This window comes from Blautia sp. OF03-13 (assembly GCF_003460685.1).
Taxonomy (GTDB): Bacteria; Bacillota; Clostridia; order Lachnospirales; family Lachnospiraceae; genus Fusicatenibacter; species Fusicatenibacter saccharivorans.
The window spans coordinates 25,565-41,423 of record NZ_QTVR01000020.1 but is presented as its reverse complement, the minus strand read 5'-3'; the positions used below and the strand labels follow the sequence as shown (position 1 = coordinate 41,423).

The following is a 15,859-nucleotide window of genomic DNA, read 5'->3' as shown; positions in this document are numbered from 1 at the left end:
GTGCCCGTTTACTGGGATTTTCTGCGGCCCTGTCGGTTTTATTCTTCGTTGTCGTTTTCTGCTGCGGTGTTCTCTGTCTCGTCGACGTGTTCTTTTACTTCGTCGTTTGCAGCGTTGTTCTGTGCATTTTTCTGTGCCTGTGCTGCAGCGGCCTGTGCCATCATTGCCTCAAGGTTCGGTCGGACGCTCTGTGCCTGGGCTCCCATGATTCTCTGGAGCTGTTCTCTGGTCAACAGAAGGTTGAAGCCGGACGGGTTGATGACGAAGCCTTTGGCCTGTTTCATCAGGTACGGCAGAAGGTGCTGGAACGGGATGGCTGCCAGACGGAGTTTTGCCTGCGGATCCGGACGGAATTTCTGGAATTCACCAATATCGGAAAACAGCGGCTGGAAGATGTCTTCGTTCTGGTTTTTGATGTACGGGATGCGCACGTCTGGTCCCGGGTTGGCCGGATCGAATTCGCCCTGTACCTGGGAAATGTCGATGGCAAGGATGAATTTGCTTCGCATCAGGTTGACAAGCATTTCTTCCTCGAGTTCACGCAGGTGCTGCATGCGCTCGGCATCGTCTCTTCTCTGGTTTGGTTTTCTGAGTTCCTGCAGAAAGTATACGACGGTGAGCTGTACGCCCGGGTTCAGAACCGGGAGGTGCTGTTTGTTCATTTTCTCCATGTCTGGTTTCGGGAAGATCTGCTCCAGCTCGATGCGGCGGGTCTGATCGCCTTCGTGGAAGATGACCATGTTGACACCTTCTGCGTAGAGGCCCATATAGAAGTTCGGCATCTGCTTGCGCAGTACTTTTACGGTAAGCAGCGGGGTATTCTTCTCTACATAGGATTTTGCAAATTCTTTAGCTGCTTCTTCTTCGGTAAACATGTATACCTGATCATCAAAGGTTTCCGGATCGCACTCTACGTATGGGAGTTTCGTGATCTGGGAAAATGTGACATAGATGATTTCCATGCTCTGAAATTTCTTCATTGTGAAGCTGTTGTCTACTGTCATTTGTGGTTGAGTCCTTTCTTCGCTCTTAGAGGATATGGTATCCCCAAAATATCTATGTGACATTATATCATACTTTTGGTGGGTTGCCAAAGGTTTTCTTTGGGGGTAACGGACCGCGCAGACCAAAGCTGTCGAAACGGGGCCTGACTTTGCATGACGGCGGGAGAGGGATTTTTGTAGTCTGTAATTGGGGCGTGCAGACTACGGAAATGTTTTTTAACACATTCTAGTTAATCGCTTTGGCATTGGGGTAGATTTTTTCCATTCGGGCGTCCGGGAAATGGGCATCTATGGTCTGCTCGATGGCATTAGCTGCGGGCTTTTGGTGGGCGCGTTCGTCGTATCGGGCGAGAGCAAGGGTAGATACGAGCATGTTGGCCACCATGAACACGATCAGGATCCAAGTGATGATTTCTCCGAATTTCATCGGGATTTTTTCAATCCAGCGCGAAATGACAGGATAGAATTTTTTGAGCCAGACGACGGCGGCTATTCCCCAGAAGAAACAGTACAGGAGGTTGATACGGCCTCCGAGGTTGAAGGGAATGTCGCTGTAGTCCCAGAAGACTTTTCCGAATACGATTTCGGTGAACACACTGCAGATGTATTCGTAGGCTCCGCCGAGGAAGGTACCAAAGGCAAACAGGAATCCATCGGAGCGGTCGCGGTAGTTGTAGAGGAACCAGGTAGCGAGGGCGATGGCCAGGCCCCAGACGATGCTGAACGGGCCCCAGACAAGGCTGCTGCGGCTCATCCAGACACCGGCGGTGATGCGGCAGAATATGGCTTCTGTAATATCGCCCAAAAATGCGCCGATGATGAAGAGAAGAACGATTTTGTAAAAGCTGCATCCTTCGGCAAATACGCCGGTTTCTGTTTTCTCTTTTTTCTCCGGAACTGGCTGTACGGCCGGATAGGCACGTTCCACACGACGCTCCAGATAGCGGTAAACACGGACAGAAAGGCGTCTGGTGAAGGCGTCGATCTGATCGTTCATAGCGCTGATCCGCGGCATTTTTTTCGTGATGTGGTGCAGAACAGCATAGGAACCGACGGCATCTACTACCAATATACCAAAGAGAATCCAGGATGTGATATGCAGGAAACCGGCCGGAATTAAATGAAGAACTGTAAAGCAGAGGCGATTGCCGATTTTCATGGCAAGCAGTCCTAAAATTCCCCAGAGTACAGAATACTGGAGGCAGATATAGCCGTCCATGTTCCATTTTTTATTGGAATAGTCCCACCATTTGCCATGGCCAATGCGTTCCAGTGCGTGACCGGCCAGCCACTCGACTGCGGTAGCGATAATCATACAGCCAAGGAACAAAAAGACGGGGCTTGACTGCAGTTCATACAGATAACGTGTCATAAAGACAGCTGTGATTCCATAGATGGCGCAGAGCGGACCATTTAAGAATCCTCTGTTTACCATATGTTTTTTCCGGATCGCGGCCACAGAAGTTTCCAGAAGCCATCCAAGGAAGGCGTAAAAGAAAAACAGGCCGAGATAGTCATAAATTGTATAGTTCATGTTCTTCTCTCTATTCTTTCATTATTTTTGCTATTTTAAGGATTTTATTTTCCACTGAATCCCTTGTATACTCTCCAGTATTTTGTTTTTATTTTTATCCTGCAAATAAGATGGATTTAATTTTGCTTTTTTATACTGCAAATATGTTCCTTCTGTTTTCTGAATCAGCAATTTTGTAAAATATTGTTCCCAGCTAAAAAACTCTGTGCTGTCGATATAATCTTCTGGATTTTCCAGAATTTTACGAACCTCTTTGTCCTGTAAAAGATCTGAATTTAAAATCAGCCATTCAAAAGACTCCGGTAAATATAAATGTACGTTCTGTTTTTCCTCTATTTTATTGCTGAGAAGATTCATTTCTGCTCCAATTGCAGCACCGTCCGCAATAATACAGGTTTCTTCTGTTCCTGCCTTGCCGATCATTTCCGGTATTTTTGTTTTTCCACCAGCGCTTTCACATGTAATATTCCTTTCTGCACATACATTTTCAAAAAATTGATACCCAGAATTGGAATCTTCCGTAATTATTTTTTGTACTCTAACAGGAAGCCGTGCTGTTTTGGGATAGATCTGATACATTTTCTGATATATTTTTCTGGTATCTCTGTATTTTCCGGAAACATGCAATCCATAAATCTCTTCTACACTATACGGCAAATTATATAAGTTTTCTCTCGTAATCAATACAAAATAGTTTTCTGAACCCCGTATGGCAGAAGCAAATTCTTCTGTTTTTATAAAATAATTCTCCTCGTCTATGAAAAAGATGCTTTCCCGGCTGTTTTCCAAAATAATTTTCCAATTAACACCTTCCAGCACTCTGCACGGTACTTCACAGGAAACGTTGATTCCGCTGGACTCCCCTAAATTTTCTGCCTGCCGGATCATATTTACCAGTGTTGTTTTTCCTGATGCACTATCCCCCTGGATGATTGTAATATTACGCTTTATCACAAATTCATAATGAACTCTGTTATTTTGAATAATAACTCTTTTCTTTCCCTTCATACATCCACCTATACATAAGCCTCGGCAACATCTACAAATTCGGACATATTCCGCACAATAGTCCCTGTATTTAAAATCAGGATTTCAAAAGGATCTTTGCCAAACCGCATCACATGACGCAGATTAATCGTCAGATCCTTTTGCTCTCCTAATTTTAAAATCCATTTTGCACAATTATCTCCACATACGGAGGCATTAAAGATCTTTCCGTCTGTATCGTATGCCATCAGCAGCAACGTTTTGATTCCTCCGGATAAATCTTTCGGTGGAATCGGACCAAGCACCGGGCTGTCAATCAGATGCGCACTGATTACCTCCGAGCGATCCACATCGCGGATCATTTCTTTTGCCAGTGGCGTGGTCAGCCATTCATCTTCATAACAATTATCAAAATAGGTTGGCGGATGATAGATTGCACCTTTCATTTCTCCAAGATATATTTTCAACATAATAAAATTCCTCTCGCTAACGCTCATTATATCGTGATACGCACATTATACCATATCTCAAAGCCTTCTTGCTCAAAAATGTATCGTTTGTCAACATTTTCCGGGATAAAAATGTTGACAAACGATACAAAACTATTGCCAAATGTCGCTAATTCATTTTTTCTCCCAAAAAGAAAGAAGCCATACTCTCTCAAGTATGACTTCTCTCCTTTTTCAAATTCTTTTTAAGGAAAAAGAATTACTCTTCTTCTGCGCCGTACAGTTTTACGAGTTTGTTCAGGTAAGTGTAACGGTCTTTTGCTTCCTGCTCGTTCTTGCCGAACAGTCTTTCTGCTTTCGCCGGGTTTGCACGTTTCAGAGAGTTGTAACGTACCTCGCCGTTCAGGAATTCCTGATAATCTCCTGACGGAGCCTTGGAATCCAGTGTGAATGCGCTCTTGCCTTCTGCAGCGAGTGCCGGGTTGAAGCGGAAGCAATGCCAGTATCCGGTCTGAACAGCGAGCTGCTCCTCGGTCTGTGCTTTGCTCATACCTTTCTTGATACCATGGTTGATACATGGAGCGTAAGCGATAATGAGGGACGGTCCCGGATATGCCTCTGCCTCTGCGATTGCTTTGACTGCCTGATTGTAATCAGCGCCCATAGCGATCTGTGCTACGTATACATAGCCATAGCTCATTGCGATGCTTGCCATATCTTTCTTCTTGGTTTCTTTACCGCCTGCTGCGAACTGTGCAACTGCACCGGTCGGAGTAGCTTTGGAGGACTGTCCGCCTGTGTTGGAGTAAACCTCGGTATCGAATACCATTACGTTGATATCTTTTCCGCTGGCAAGTACGTGGTCTACGCCGCCGAATCCGATATCGTAAGCCCATCCGTCACCACCGAAGATCCACTGGGATTTCTTAGCGAGGAAGTCTTTGTTCTTAACGATGTCTCTGCAAACGTCGCAGTCAGCGTCTTTGATTGCTTCTACAAGTTTCTCGGTTGCAGTTCCGTTGGTAGCGCCGCAGTCAAAGGTATCCAGATACTCTTTGCATGCTGCTTTTACTTCTTCCGGAGCTTTCTCGGAGTTCATAACATCCTCAACTTTGGCTTTCAGGCCGCCGCGGATTGCTTTCTGAGCGAGAAGCATACCATAACCGAACTCTGCGTTGTCCTCGAACAGGGAGTTGGACCATGCCGGGCCCTGTCCTTTCTCGTTTACAGTGTAAGGAGTGGACGGTGAGGAGTTACCCCAGATAGAGGAGCATCCTGTTGCGTTTGCGATGTACATTCTGTCACCGAACAGCTGGGTGATCAGTTTTGCGTAAGGAGTCTCGCCGCAGCCTGCGCATGCGCCGGAGAACTCAAGCAGCGGTTTCTTGAACTGGCTGCCCTTTACGGTATTCTCTTTGAATTTTGCTACAACGTCTGTCTTCTCTGGAAGAGCTGCTGCATAATCGAAGTATTTCTGCTCTGCTTCGTGTGCTGCAAGGCTTTCCATAGCCAGTGCTTTCACACCCTTCTTGCCCGGGCATACGTTTGCACAGGAACCACATCCGGTACAGTCAAGCTGGGAAATAGCCATTGTGAAGGTGTAGTCCGGCATACCGGTCATCGGCATGGTCTGGATGCCTTCCGGAGCTGCTGCTGCTTCTTCTGCGGTCATGGCAACCGGACGGATAACAGCGTGCGGGCAGACGAAGGAACATCTGTTACACTGGATACAGTTTTCCGGATTCCATACAGGTACGTTTACGGCGATACCACGTTTCTCGTATGCGGATGTGCCGGACGGAGTTGTTCCGTCTACGTAGTCTGCAAATGCGGATACAGGCAGGTTGTTTCCTTCCTGGGAAGTTACTTTTGCCTGGATGGTATTTACGAATTTAACAGCGTCAGCGCGGCCGCTCTCTGCATGAGTTGTGGTCAGACCTTCGTCTTCTGCATTTTTCCAGCTTTCCGGAACTGCAACTTCTTTGATCTGTTTTGCACCCTCATCGATAGCTGCCCAGTTCTTTGCTACGACATCATCACCTTTACGGCCATAGGTAGCTTTTGCTGCTGCTTTCATGAGTTCGATGGCTTTTTCTTCCGGAATGATCTTCGCAAGCTTGAAGAATGCAGACTGAAGAATGGTGTTGATACGGGTCGGTCCCATGCCGGTCTCGATACCGATCTTAACGCCGTCGATCACATAGAATTTGATGTTATGGTTTGCGATGAATGCTTTTACCTGACCTGGCAGATGCTCTTCCAGTCCTGCTTCATCCCATGGACAGTTCAGAAGGAAGGTTCCTCCGTCTACCAGCTCTTCTACCATGTGATATTTGTTCACATAGGAAGGATTGTGGCATGCAACAAAGTTTGCTTTGTGGATCAGGTATGTAGATTTGATCGGTTTCTTTCCGAAACGCAGGTGAGACATGGTTACACCGCCGGACTTCTTGGAGTCATAATCGAAGTAAGCCTGAGCGTACATGTCTGTGTTGTCACCGATGATCTTGATAGAGTTCTTGTTCGCACCTACGGTACCGTCTGCGCCAAGTCCCCAGAATTTGCAGTTGATGGTTCCTTCCGGAGTTGTTACCAGAGGAGCGCCAACCGGCAGAGACAGATTGGTAACATCGTCTACGATACCAATGGTAAATCTTTGTTTCTCTGTATTTTCATATACAGCAACGATCTGAGCCGGTGTGGTGTCCTTGGAACCAAGTCCGTAACGGCCTGTAAATACCGGTGTGCTCTCGAATCTGCTGCCTTTTAATGCTGCTACTACGTCCAGGTACAGAGGCTCGCCAAGAGATCCCGGCTCTTTTGTTCTGTCCAGAACGGAAATCTGTTTTACGGTCTCCGGAATAGCGTTGATGAGTGCTTCTGCGGAGAACGGACGGTACAGACGTACCTTTACAACGCCGACTTTCTTGCCTGCTGCTACGAGGTAATCGATGGTTTCCTCGATGGTATCGCAGACAGAACCCATAGCGATGATTACGTGCTCAGCGTCTGCTGCTCCATAGTAGTTGAACAGTTTGTAATCGGTTCCGATTTTCTCGTTTACTTTGTCCATGTACTCCTGTACGATTGCCGGAAGAGCATCGTAGTACGGGTTACATGCTTCTCTTGCCTGGAAGAAGATATCCGGGTTCTGTGCGGATCCTCTCTGGCACGGATGGTTCGGGTTCAGGGCATGTTTACGGAATTCGTCAACAGCGTCCATATCTACCATATCTTTCAGATCTTCGTAATCCCATGTTTCGATTTTCTGGATCTCGTGGGATGTACGGAATCCGTCGAAGAAGTTGATGAATGGAACTTTGCCTTTCAGTGCTGCACAGTGTGCAACCGGTGTCAGGTCCATAACCTCCTGTACGCTGGATTCGCAGAGCATTGCGACTCCGGTCTGACGACAGGCGTAAACATCTGAATGATCTCCGAAGATGGAAAGTGCGTGGCTTGCAAGGGCACGAGCGGATACGTTGAATACGCCCGGGAGCTGCTCGCCGGCAATTTTATAAAGGTTCGGGATCATCAGAAGAAGTCCCTGGGATGCGGTGTAGGTTGTGGTAAGAGCTCCGGCTGCCAGTGATCCGTGTACTGCACCTGCTGCTCCTGCCTCAGACTGCATCTCAGTTACCTGAACTTCCTGTCCGAAAATGTTCTTTCTTCCCTGGGTTGCCCACTCATCGGTATGCTCCGCCATAACGGATGAAGGGGTAATTGGGTAAATAGCTGCTACGTCGGTATACGCATAAGACGCATGTGCTGCAGCCTGGTTACCATCCATGGTTTTCATCTTTCTAGCCATTTGATTTTATCCTCCTTAAAAAATGATGACCAAAAATTACTTTGGCTTTTCTCAGGTTGGTGTTCTGCCGGGTTTCGGTTGCCTCCGCGCTTCGAAAAACCCGGATAAGGGCATGGCAATGCCACTATGTCCAGTATTTGAATTATAACACCGATTGGGCATTCTGTCCAGATTTTCTGTGGGTGTTCAGGGAAAAATACAAGTTTTTTACAACTTCTGGTAATTCCGCGTCGAATTTCTCGATAAAAAAAAGAAGGAACGGCCCGCATATTTTTTCTCTTCTGCGGACAGTTCCTTTACTTCTTTTATTTCTGATTCTGCGCCTCAATCTGTTCTGCGAGGTCGGTGAGATAAACCCATCTCTCGGTTTTTTCTTCCAGAGCAGCTTCGGTCCTCTCTTTTTCCGCCATCAGTTCGGCGAGCTTTGCAGAGTTGGTGGCGTTTTTGAGCATCTGATCGTCAAGCGATGCAATCTTTTCCTCGAGTGCGGCGATATCGTCATCGATGGTCTCGTACTCGCGCTGTTCTTTGAACGTAAATTTCAGGCGGGTCGGACGGTTCTGCTTCCAGTCATTGTTCTTTGACTTTGCAGGTTCGTCCGCGGACGTTTTGGACGGCGCTGCTTTTGCCGTTTCTTCCGCACTTCCGCCGAAACGGCGTTCTTTTGCTTCGAGGTAATCGGTGTAGCCGCCCTCGTACTGCAGAAGATTTCCGTTTCCGTCGAATTCAAAGATGCGGTCCACGACGTTATCCAGGAAATAGCGGTCGTGGGAAACGGTGATGACGATGCCGACGAACGTGTTCAGGAAATCCTCAAGCACGGTCAGGGTCGGGATATCAACGTTGTTGGACGGCTCGTCGAGGATCAGAACATTGGCGCCGCTCACCAGGACGGATAAGAGATACAGTCTCCGTTTTTCGCCTCCGGAGAGTTTGGAAATCGGGGTGTACTGCATATCCGGTGTGAACAGGAAGCGTTCGAGCATCTGCGATGCGCTGATGCGGCCGTCACGGGTCTGGACATACTCAGCGATATCTTTCACGTAGTCGATCACGCGCTGATTCGTATCCATGTCCGGCTCTTCCTGTGCCAGATAGCCGATGCGGATCGTGTCGCCGATTTCGATGGTTCCCGCATCCGGCAGGACTTCTCCGGTGATCATCCGCAGCATTGTGGATTTTCCGCAGCCGTTCGGGCCAATGATGCCGACACTCTGGTTCCGCAGGAAGATGTATTCGAAATCTTTCATCAGCGTTTTATCGCCGAAGGCTTTGCTGACGTTATGGAATTCAATCGTTTTCTTTCCCATGCGGGTCTCGACAGCATCCATCTCCACGACAGCGTCTGCGGTCGGTGCCGTGCCATTTTTGAGTACTTCGAGACGTTCGAGTCTGGCGCGCTGTTTTGTGCTTCTTGCGCGGCAGCCGCGTTTCGCCCATTCGAGTTCCATGCGCAGGATGCTCTGGCGTTTCCGTTCAGAGGCGAGTTCCATCTCCTCGCGCTCAGCTTTCAGTTCCAGGAAACGGGAATAGTTGGAATCGTAGCTGTACATTTTTCCGTGGCTGATTTCGAGGATGCGGTTCGACACTTTATCCAGGAAATAACGGTCATGGGTGACCATAAAGACGGTTCCGCGGTAATTTTTCAGGTAATTCTCGAGCCAGGAGAGCATCGCATTGTCGAGATGGTTTGTCGGCTCGTCGAGGATCAGGACGTCAAAATCGGACGCAAGCACTTTTGCCAGGGCAACCTTGCGGCGCTGGCCGCCCGAGAGGGTGTCGAGTTTTGCGTCGTATTCGGTGATACCGAGCTGTACAAGGTTGCTCTGCACCTGCCAGTCCTCCTCATCACCGGAAAGGGCGTAGGACAGCACGGTGGCATCCTTTGGAAATTCCGGTGTCTGCGGAAGATAGGCCATTTTGAGGTTGTTCTGGCGGATAATCTGGCCGGAATCCGGGGTCTCCTCTCCTGCTGCCATGCGCAGCAGCGTGGATTTTCCGGTTCCGTTGATTCCGACGATGCCGACCTTGTCGCCCTCCTGCAGGCCGAAGGAAGCATCGTCAAAAATCAGTTTATCGCCGAACAGTTTGCTGATGTGTTCGATGTTGATGATATTCATTTGCACAGTTCTGCAACGGTCTGGTTGATGACTTTTCCGTCTGCTTTACCTTTCATATCTGCCATAACGGCCTTCATGATGGCACCTTTGTTCTTGGTTGCCAGAACGTCTGCGAATTTCTCCTTGATGTAGGCTTTGACTTCGTCTGCACTCATCTGTTTCGGTGCATACTCGCTGATGACGTCATAGCGGAACTGATACTCTGCTTTTAAGTCCTCACGGGATGCCGGGCAGGTATCGATCTGCTCTTTTACGGTCTTCAGCTCTTTTAAGATGACGCGGTCTACCAGCTCCGGTTTGATGTCATCGCGGCAGCCCTCGTCGATGGCTACTTTCTTTGCTGCGGAGATCAGGGAAGAGATGGCCTCTTTTCTCGCTTTGTCTTTGGCTTTCATTGCTGCTATCATATCACTTCTTAAAGTTTCTAATTCCATGGTGTTGTTCCTCCTGTACTAAATTTTGTCCGGTTTCAAGTATAACACTTCTCTTTTTGCTTTTCCAGTCACTTTGTAGGATAGCTCCCTTATTTTTCCCACGGCAGACGGTGTTTCTTTACCTGGATTGCCTGATGCGGGCACATTTCCTGACAGCAGAAACAGCGGATGCACTTTTTATAATCGTAGACCGGCGGATTTCTGCGGCCGTTATCAAAGCGGACGGCTTTCCCTTCCACCGGGCAGTTCTCGACGCAGACGCCGCATTTTTTACATTTTTCTTCTATGATATAGGGGCGGCTCTGGAAGACCCCGAGGATCTCGAGCAGGTCGAGGGCTCCTTTTTTGCGGGCTTTGCGGCGGTCGACGTTGAAGTTTGGATTTCCGTACTTTCTTTTCAGTTCTTTCTCGGATATGGTGCCATCCGCTGTCACGATTTCGATGCGGTCGTCGTGCCACGTTCCAAGGCCGAGCGTTTCCCCGTAGAGATTTGTCGGCACATACGACGGATCAAGGTTCACCAGATGGCAGAACACGGTATCCAGTGCGATCGGATCGGTGGACATAAGAAGAACTCCCATCGAAACCGGGTCGCCGGAAGTCGGACCATTGCCTTCCATTGCTACGATGCCGTCGCAGATATAGAGGCGCGGGGCGACTTTCTGGTTCAGCTCGATCAGCATGTGTGCGAAGCTCTCAGCGTTCGGATACTGCGTGTGGCCGAGTTTTTTGTAGACGCCGCTGATGCAGCCGTACTGGTTCTTGACAGCTCCGGTGATGCGTTCCAGCGCGTGGGTTTTCATTTTGCTGACGCTGATGAGGGCGTCGCAGTCGAGTGCATCTTTCGCAATCATCAGAAATTTGCCATCGGCGGTTTCTACGCGCTCGCTCGTAAGGAAATCTTTCAGCGGAACGTTGTGTTTTTCCAGCACCTCTTTCAGCCCGGCTTCCTTTGCAATGCCCTCCGGGGTGCCAAGGCCGCAGGAATCGCCGCAGGAAATATTCTCATAGCCATTTTCCTGCAAAATCGTGATCAGGGCATCCATGACTTCCGGGTCGGTCACGACGGCGCGTTCGCGTTTTGCGGAGCGGACGAGGTTTGGTTTTAATAAGATATTCTCTTCTTTTCCGATCAGAGATTCCAGGCCGCCAATTGCTTCCAATCCCTTTTGCAGGCTTTCCTTTACGCGCGCCGGCTCATAGTCGGGACAGGCAACCACTGCCACTTTGCTTTTTTCCATATTCACCTCATATTTTTCTATATTTCAAAAGAAGCTGCGATCCCCTTACCGGTTCTCACAGCTTCTTCGTATATTCACACAGAATATGTTTTTACTTATGCTACTTTGCTTTTTGCAAGCTCAGCCAGTGTTGCAAATCCTTCTGCATCGTTAACTGCCATGTCAGCCAGAACTTTACGGTTCAGCTCAACGCCTGCCAGTTTCAGACCATACATAAATTTGCTGTAGGACAGACCGTTCATTCTTGCTGCTGCGTTGATACGAGCGATCCACAGCTGACGGAACTGACGTTTTTTCTGTTTTCTTCCTGCGTAGGAGCTGGTCAGTGCGCGCATTACGGACTGTTTTGCTACTCTATACTGTTTGCTTCTGGCTCCTCTGTAACCTTTAGCCAGTTTTAATACTCTGTTATGTTTTTTCTTAGCGTTCATGCCGCCTTTAATTCTTGCCATTTCTTATTTTCCTCCTTGATCTGTTGGGCGTAACTCTACCTTGCAAAAATTACATGTAAGGTAAGATTTTCTTCATGTTCTTTACGTTTGTTGCATCAACAGTAGTCTGTTTTCTCAGGTTTCTTTTTCTCTTCTGAGATTTCTTGGTTAAGATATGGCTCTTGTAAGCTTTATTTCTTACTAATTTTCCTGTTCCTGTTGTTTTAAAACGCTTTGCAGCTGCTCTGCTTGTTTTTACCTTTGGCATTTTAATTTCCTCCTTGATATTGATTCAAATGTATTTTAACGTTTAGCCGTCAAAAACATGGTCATGCTTCTGCCTTCCACCTTCGGCGCTTTGTCAACCGTTGCAATATCGGACAGACTCTCTGCAAATTCATCGAGGATGTATTTGCTGCTGTTCATATGTGCCATCTCACGGCCGCGGAAACGAAGTGTTACTTTTACTTTGTCTCCCTTTGTAATGAACTTGCGGGCTGCACCTACTTTGGTATTAAGATCATTGGTGTCAATGTTTGGAGAAAGGCGAACTTCCTTGATTTCAATTGTTTTCTGTTTTTTCTTTGCTTCTTTTTCCTTGCGGGCCAGTTCATATCTGTACTTTCCGTAGTCGATAATTTTGCAAACCGGCGGTTTCGCTGTCGGAGCAATTTTCACAAGATCCAGACCTGCTTCCTGTGCTTTCAGGTACGCATCTCTGGCAGACATAATTCCAAGCTGTTCTCCGTTCTGACCGATCAGACGAATTTCTCTGTCTCTGATCTGCTCATTAATCATTAATTCGCTAATTGTAGTGCACCTCCATCATTATAAAAGACTGTGTTCCCGCTTTTGCGGTGTAACGAAATCAAACTCGGCTCACCGGACCGGATTTGACTGATAACGCAAGAAAAGTGGATAGACAGACTATCCACTTAACATTGTACATAAATCTCTACACAAAGAGAACTTAAGATCAATATTGGACCGTAGTCGCGTGTTTGCGCTAGGGTGAGAGTGGATACTCTACTTTCTTTTTCTCAGACTATTGCAGTATAGCACTCTCCCATCCTGTTGTCAATACTGATTTTCGCATTTTTTCGTATTTATTTCCCGCAGCCACAGCGGAAGGAGCTGCACTCGGTTTCCTGGCAGCTGCATGCGCTGTCTCCGGCGATATGGATATCTCCGGCTTCGCATTTACAGTTGTCGTTAAAGGTACAGTTCTGCGCCTTGCAGTCGACACCGATTTTCGTACAGCCGCAGCCGGTGGAGTTGGACATCGTGCCCTCACCGCGCTCCTTGAAGCTCTCGCAGCACGTTTCCATGGAGCTTTTGGCTCCGCTTCCGCCTACGCGGATATCTCCTTTGGAACAGAGCTCGTTCTGGTTGTAAACACAGGTCATAGCGGAACAACTTAATGCTGGCATAATAAATTACCTCCTGAAATTTAGTTTTCTGCGGTTTCGCCCGCATAGAAACCATTATTTCCAAGAGGTAATTTTTTATGCTTTATTATTTATTTTCTTTTGTTTCAACAGTAACCGGGCGGTTAACGCGGCCTGCGATTTCTTCTTTGATATCTGCGATAAACTGCTCCAGGCTTCTCTGGCCTTCATCACCTGCAAAACGGCTTCTGACAGATACAAGACCTGCCTCTTCCTCTTTTGCTCCGGCGATCAGCATGTATGGAATCTTCTGTCCCTGTGCCTCACGGATCTTATATCCGATCTTCTCGGAACGGGTATCCATCTCTGCGCGGATGCCTGCCTCGTGAAGGGCGTCCAGAACCTTCTTGCCGTAATCTGCGTATTTGTCGGAGATTGGCAGAACCTTTACCTGTACCGGTGCAAGCCAGGTTGGGAATGCACCTGCAAAATGCTCGATCAGGATACCGATGAAACGCTCAACAGAACCGTAAACAACACGGTGGATCATAATCGGACGATGTTTCTCGCCGTCTGCTCCTGTGTATTCCAGTTCGAATCTCTGCGGCAGCTGGAAGTCAAGCTGGATGGTACCGCACTGCCACGTTCTTCCGATGGAGTCTTCCAGATGGAAGTCGATCTTCGGGCCATAGAATGCGCCGTCGCCTTCGTTGACTACATAGTCAAGGCCAAGATCATCGAGTGCGCCACGGAGACCTTCGGTTGCTACCTCCCAGTCCTCATCGCTTCCCATGCTGTTTTCCGGACGGGTGGACAGCTCTACGTGATATTTGAATCCGAACAGTTTGTAAACCTGGTCAATCAGGTTTGCAACGCCTTTGATTTCATCTTTGATCTGCTCCGGTGTCATGAAGATATGGGCATCGTCCTGGTTGAAGCAGCGTACACGCATCAGGCCGTGCAGCTGGCCGGATTTCTCATGACGATGTACCAGGCCAACCTCTGCCAGACGCAGCGGCAGATCACGGTAGGAACGAGGCTCGGATTTGTAAACGAGAACGCCGCCCGGGCAGTTCATCGGTTTGATTGCATAATCTTCATCGTCGATGACGGTGGTATACATGTTTTCTTTGTAGTGATCCCAATGACCGGAGGTCTCCCACAGGCGACGGTTCAGGATGATCGGTGTGGAGATTTCTACGTATCCTGCTTTTCTGTGGATTTCACGCCAGTAATCCATCAGTGCATTTTTCAGATCCATTCCTTTTGGAAGGAAGAACGGGAATCCCGGGCCGTCCTCACTCATCATAAACAGGCCGAGCTCTTTTCCGAGTTTTCTGTGGTCACGTTTCTTTGCTTCCTCGATCATGTGGAGGTACTCTTCGAGCTCTGCTTTCTTTGTGAATGCAGTTCCGTAGATTCTCTGCAGCATCTTGTTTTTCTCGCTGCCTCTCCAGTATGCACCTGCAAGGCTGGTCAGTTTGAAGGCTTTGACCGGCTTTGTGCTCATCAGATGAGGGCCTGCGCACAGGTCCGTGAATTCACCCTGGCGATAGAAGCTGATGACTGCGTCTTCCGGCAGATCTTCGATCAGTTCTACTTTATATGGCTCTTCTTTTTCTTTCATGAAGGCGATGGCTTCTGCTCTCGGCAGCTCAAAACGCTCCAGTTTCAGATCCTCTTTTACAATTTTCTTCATTTCTGCTTCGATTTTTTCAAGGTCTTCGCTGGTGAGTGGAGTTTCTCTGTCTATATCGTAGTAGAATCCGTCTGCGATGGACGGTCCGATTGCAAGCTTGGTCTCCGGGTACAGTCTCTTGATTGCCTGTGCCATGATATGGGATGTGGTGTGACGGAATGCTGCTTTTCCGCCTTCATCGTTGAAGGTCAGAATGGAAAGATTGCAGTCCTTGTCGATGACGGTACGAAGATCTTCTACTTCACCGTTTACTTCACCTGCACAGGCCATTCTTGCAAGGCCTTCGCTGATGTCTGCTGCGATCTCAATGATGGATTTCGGTTCGGAGTACTCTTTGGTACTTCCATCTTTCAGTGTGATGATCATTTGCTTTACCTCTTTCTTTGTATATTTTTCGCAAGCGTGTTTCAGAATTTTTATACTTTTTACAGCAACAAAAAAGTCCCTTCTGACACGCTTATGCTGTCAAAAGGGACGATGTATTTTCATTCACCGCGGTTCCACCCATTTTGTTTTTTCAAACCACTTCATTTGACGATAACGGAATCACCGGGCCGGATTGGGGCCGCTCAGAGCTGGTCTTCGATCACGTTCCTGTTAAAACCCTTGCACCACAAAACGGGGTTTCTCTCTGTCACATTCGCTGTGATTTACTCGTCTCTTCTACGCTTTGTTTTTTGTGTTCGGTGCTTTTTGGCTCCCGATAGTTTTAGATTATATCACCCAATGCGTGGTTGTCAAGACCTACATGGGCGGAAAAT

13 protein-coding genes are annotated in these 15,859 nt (G+C 47.9%); all 13 read right to left on the bottom strand.

What is annotated here, in order from left to right; genetic code table 11:
- Nucleotides 1-38 precede the first annotated feature (38 nt).
- Entirely contained in the window at nt 39-1,004 is a 966-nt protein-coding gene (locus DXA55_RS13770; RefSeq protein WP_022461182.1) for an SseB family protein, read from the bottom strand.
- 226 nt (nt 1,005-1,230) lie between these two features.
- On the bottom strand, nt 1,231-2,538 hold the full coding sequence (locus DXA55_RS13765; protein ID WP_117760615.1) for a putative ABC transporter permease: 1,308 nt from the start codon (nt 2,536-2,538) through the stop codon (nt 1,231-1,233).
- 30 nt (nt 2,539-2,568) lie between these two features.
- Nucleotides 2,569-3,546 (bottom strand): hypothetical protein, encoded by a 978-nt coding sequence (locus tag DXA55_RS13760; protein ID WP_055227896.1) that lies wholly within the window; start codon nt 3,544-3,546, stop codon nt 2,569-2,571.
- Nucleotides 3,547-3,554: 8 nt separating this feature from the next.
- On the bottom strand, nt 3,555-3,995 hold the full coding sequence (locus tag DXA55_RS13755; protein WP_055227895.1) for a DUF4869 domain-containing protein: 441 nt from the start codon (nt 3,993-3,995) through the stop codon (nt 3,555-3,557).
- A 238-nt stretch (nt 3,996-4,233) separates the two neighbouring features.
- Nucleotides 4,234-7,785 (bottom strand): pyruvate:ferredoxin (flavodoxin) oxidoreductase, encoded by a 3,552-nt coding sequence (nifJ, locus tag DXA55_RS13750; protein WP_117814462.1) that lies wholly within the window; start codon nt 7,783-7,785, stop codon nt 4,234-4,236.
- 305 nt (nt 7,786-8,090) lie between these two features.
- Nucleotides 8,091-9,905, bottom strand: a complete 1,815-nt coding sequence (locus DXA55_RS13740) for an ABC-F family ATP-binding cassette domain-containing protein (protein WP_117814461.1) — start codon at nt 9,903-9,905, stop codon at nt 8,091-8,093.
- Entirely contained in the window at nt 9,902-10,339 is a 438-nt protein-coding gene (locus tag DXA55_RS13735; protein WP_117814460.1) for a GatB/YqeY domain-containing protein, read from the bottom strand. The genes DXA55_RS13740 and DXA55_RS13735 overlap by 4 nt, the downstream gene beginning before the upstream one ends.
- 89 nt (nt 10,340-10,428) lie before the next feature.
- Nucleotides 10,429-11,580, bottom strand: a complete 1,152-nt coding sequence (locus DXA55_RS13730) for a DUF362 domain-containing protein (protein ID WP_117814459.1) — start codon at nt 11,578-11,580, stop codon at nt 10,429-10,431.
- Between the two features lie 95 nt (nt 11,581-11,675).
- Nucleotides 11,676-12,032 (bottom strand): 50S ribosomal protein L20, encoded by a 357-nt coding sequence (gene rplT, locus DXA55_RS13725; protein WP_022461741.1) that lies wholly within the window; start codon nt 12,030-12,032, stop codon nt 11,676-11,678.
- Nucleotides 12,033-12,081: 49 nt separating this feature from the next.
- Entirely contained in the window at nt 12,082-12,279 is a 198-nt protein-coding gene (rpmI, locus tag DXA55_RS13720; protein ID WP_022461742.1) for a 50S ribosomal protein L35, read from the bottom strand.
- A gap of 35 nt (nt 12,280-12,314) precedes the next feature.
- Nucleotides 12,315-12,809: a translation initiation factor IF-3 gene (gene infC / locus DXA55_RS13715; RefSeq protein WP_022461743.1), complete on the bottom strand. Its 495-nt coding sequence runs from the start codon at nt 12,807-12,809 to the stop codon at nt 12,315-12,317.
- Nucleotides 12,810-13,117: 308 nt separating this feature from the next.
- Nucleotides 13,118-13,441 (bottom strand): DUF1540 domain-containing protein, encoded by a 324-nt coding sequence (locus tag DXA55_RS13710; RefSeq protein WP_055221693.1) that lies wholly within the window; start codon nt 13,439-13,441, stop codon nt 13,118-13,120.
- Between the two features lie 85 nt (nt 13,442-13,526).
- Nucleotides 13,527-15,464: a threonine--tRNA ligase gene (gene thrS, locus DXA55_RS13705; protein WP_117814458.1), complete on the bottom strand. Its 1,938-nt coding sequence runs from the start codon at nt 15,462-15,464 to the stop codon at nt 13,527-13,529.
- Nucleotides 15,465-15,859 lie beyond the last annotated feature (395 nt).

Bases quoted from the DNA above. Each gene is read 5' to 3' on its own strand.
- thrS (WP_117814458.1), bottom strand. From the start codon at position 15,464: ATGATCATCACACTGAAAGATGGAAGTACCAAAGAGTACTCCGAACCG.
- DXA55_RS13730 (WP_117814459.1), bottom strand. From the start codon at position 11,580: ATGGAAAAAAGCAAAGTGGCAGTGGTTGCCTGTCCCGACTATGAGCCG.
- DXA55_RS13770 (WP_022461182.1), bottom strand. From the start codon at position 1,004: ATGACAGTAGACAACAGCTTCACAATGAAGAAATTTCAGAGCATGGAA.
- nifJ (WP_117814462.1), bottom strand. From the start codon at position 7,785: ATGGCTAGAAAGATGAAAACCATGGATGGTAACCAGGCTGCAGCACAT.
- DXA55_RS13735 (WP_117814460.1), bottom strand. From the start codon at position 10,339: ATGGAATTAGAAACTTTAAGAAGTGATATGATAGCAGCAATGAAAGCC.
- rplT (WP_022461741.1), bottom strand. From the start codon at position 12,032: ATGGCAAGAATTAAAGGCGGCATGAACGCTAAGAAAAAACATAACAGA.
- DXA55_RS13755 (WP_055227895.1), bottom strand. From the start codon at position 3,995: ATGTTGAAAATATATCTTGGAGAAATGAAAGGTGCAATCTATCATCCG.
- DXA55_RS13740 (WP_117814461.1), bottom strand. From the start codon at position 9,905: ATGAATATCATCAACATCGAACACATCAGCAAACTGTTCGGCGATAAA.
- infC (WP_022461743.1), bottom strand. From the start codon at position 12,809: ATGATTAATGAGCAGATCAGAGACAGAGAAATTCGTCTGATCGGTCAG.
- rpmI (WP_022461742.1), bottom strand. From the start codon at position 12,279: ATGCCAAAGGTAAAAACAAGCAGAGCAGCTGCAAAGCGTTTTAAAACA.
- DXA55_RS13710 (WP_055221693.1), bottom strand. From the start codon at position 13,441: ATGCCAGCATTAAGTTGTTCCGCTATGACCTGTGTTTACAACCAGAAC.
- DXA55_RS13760 (WP_055227896.1), bottom strand. From the start codon at position 3,546: ATGAAGGGAAAGAAAAGAGTTATTATTCAAAATAACAGAGTTCATTAT.
- DXA55_RS13765 (WP_117760615.1), bottom strand. From the start codon at position 2,538: ATGAACTATACAATTTATGACTATCTCGGCCTGTTTTTCTTTTACGCC.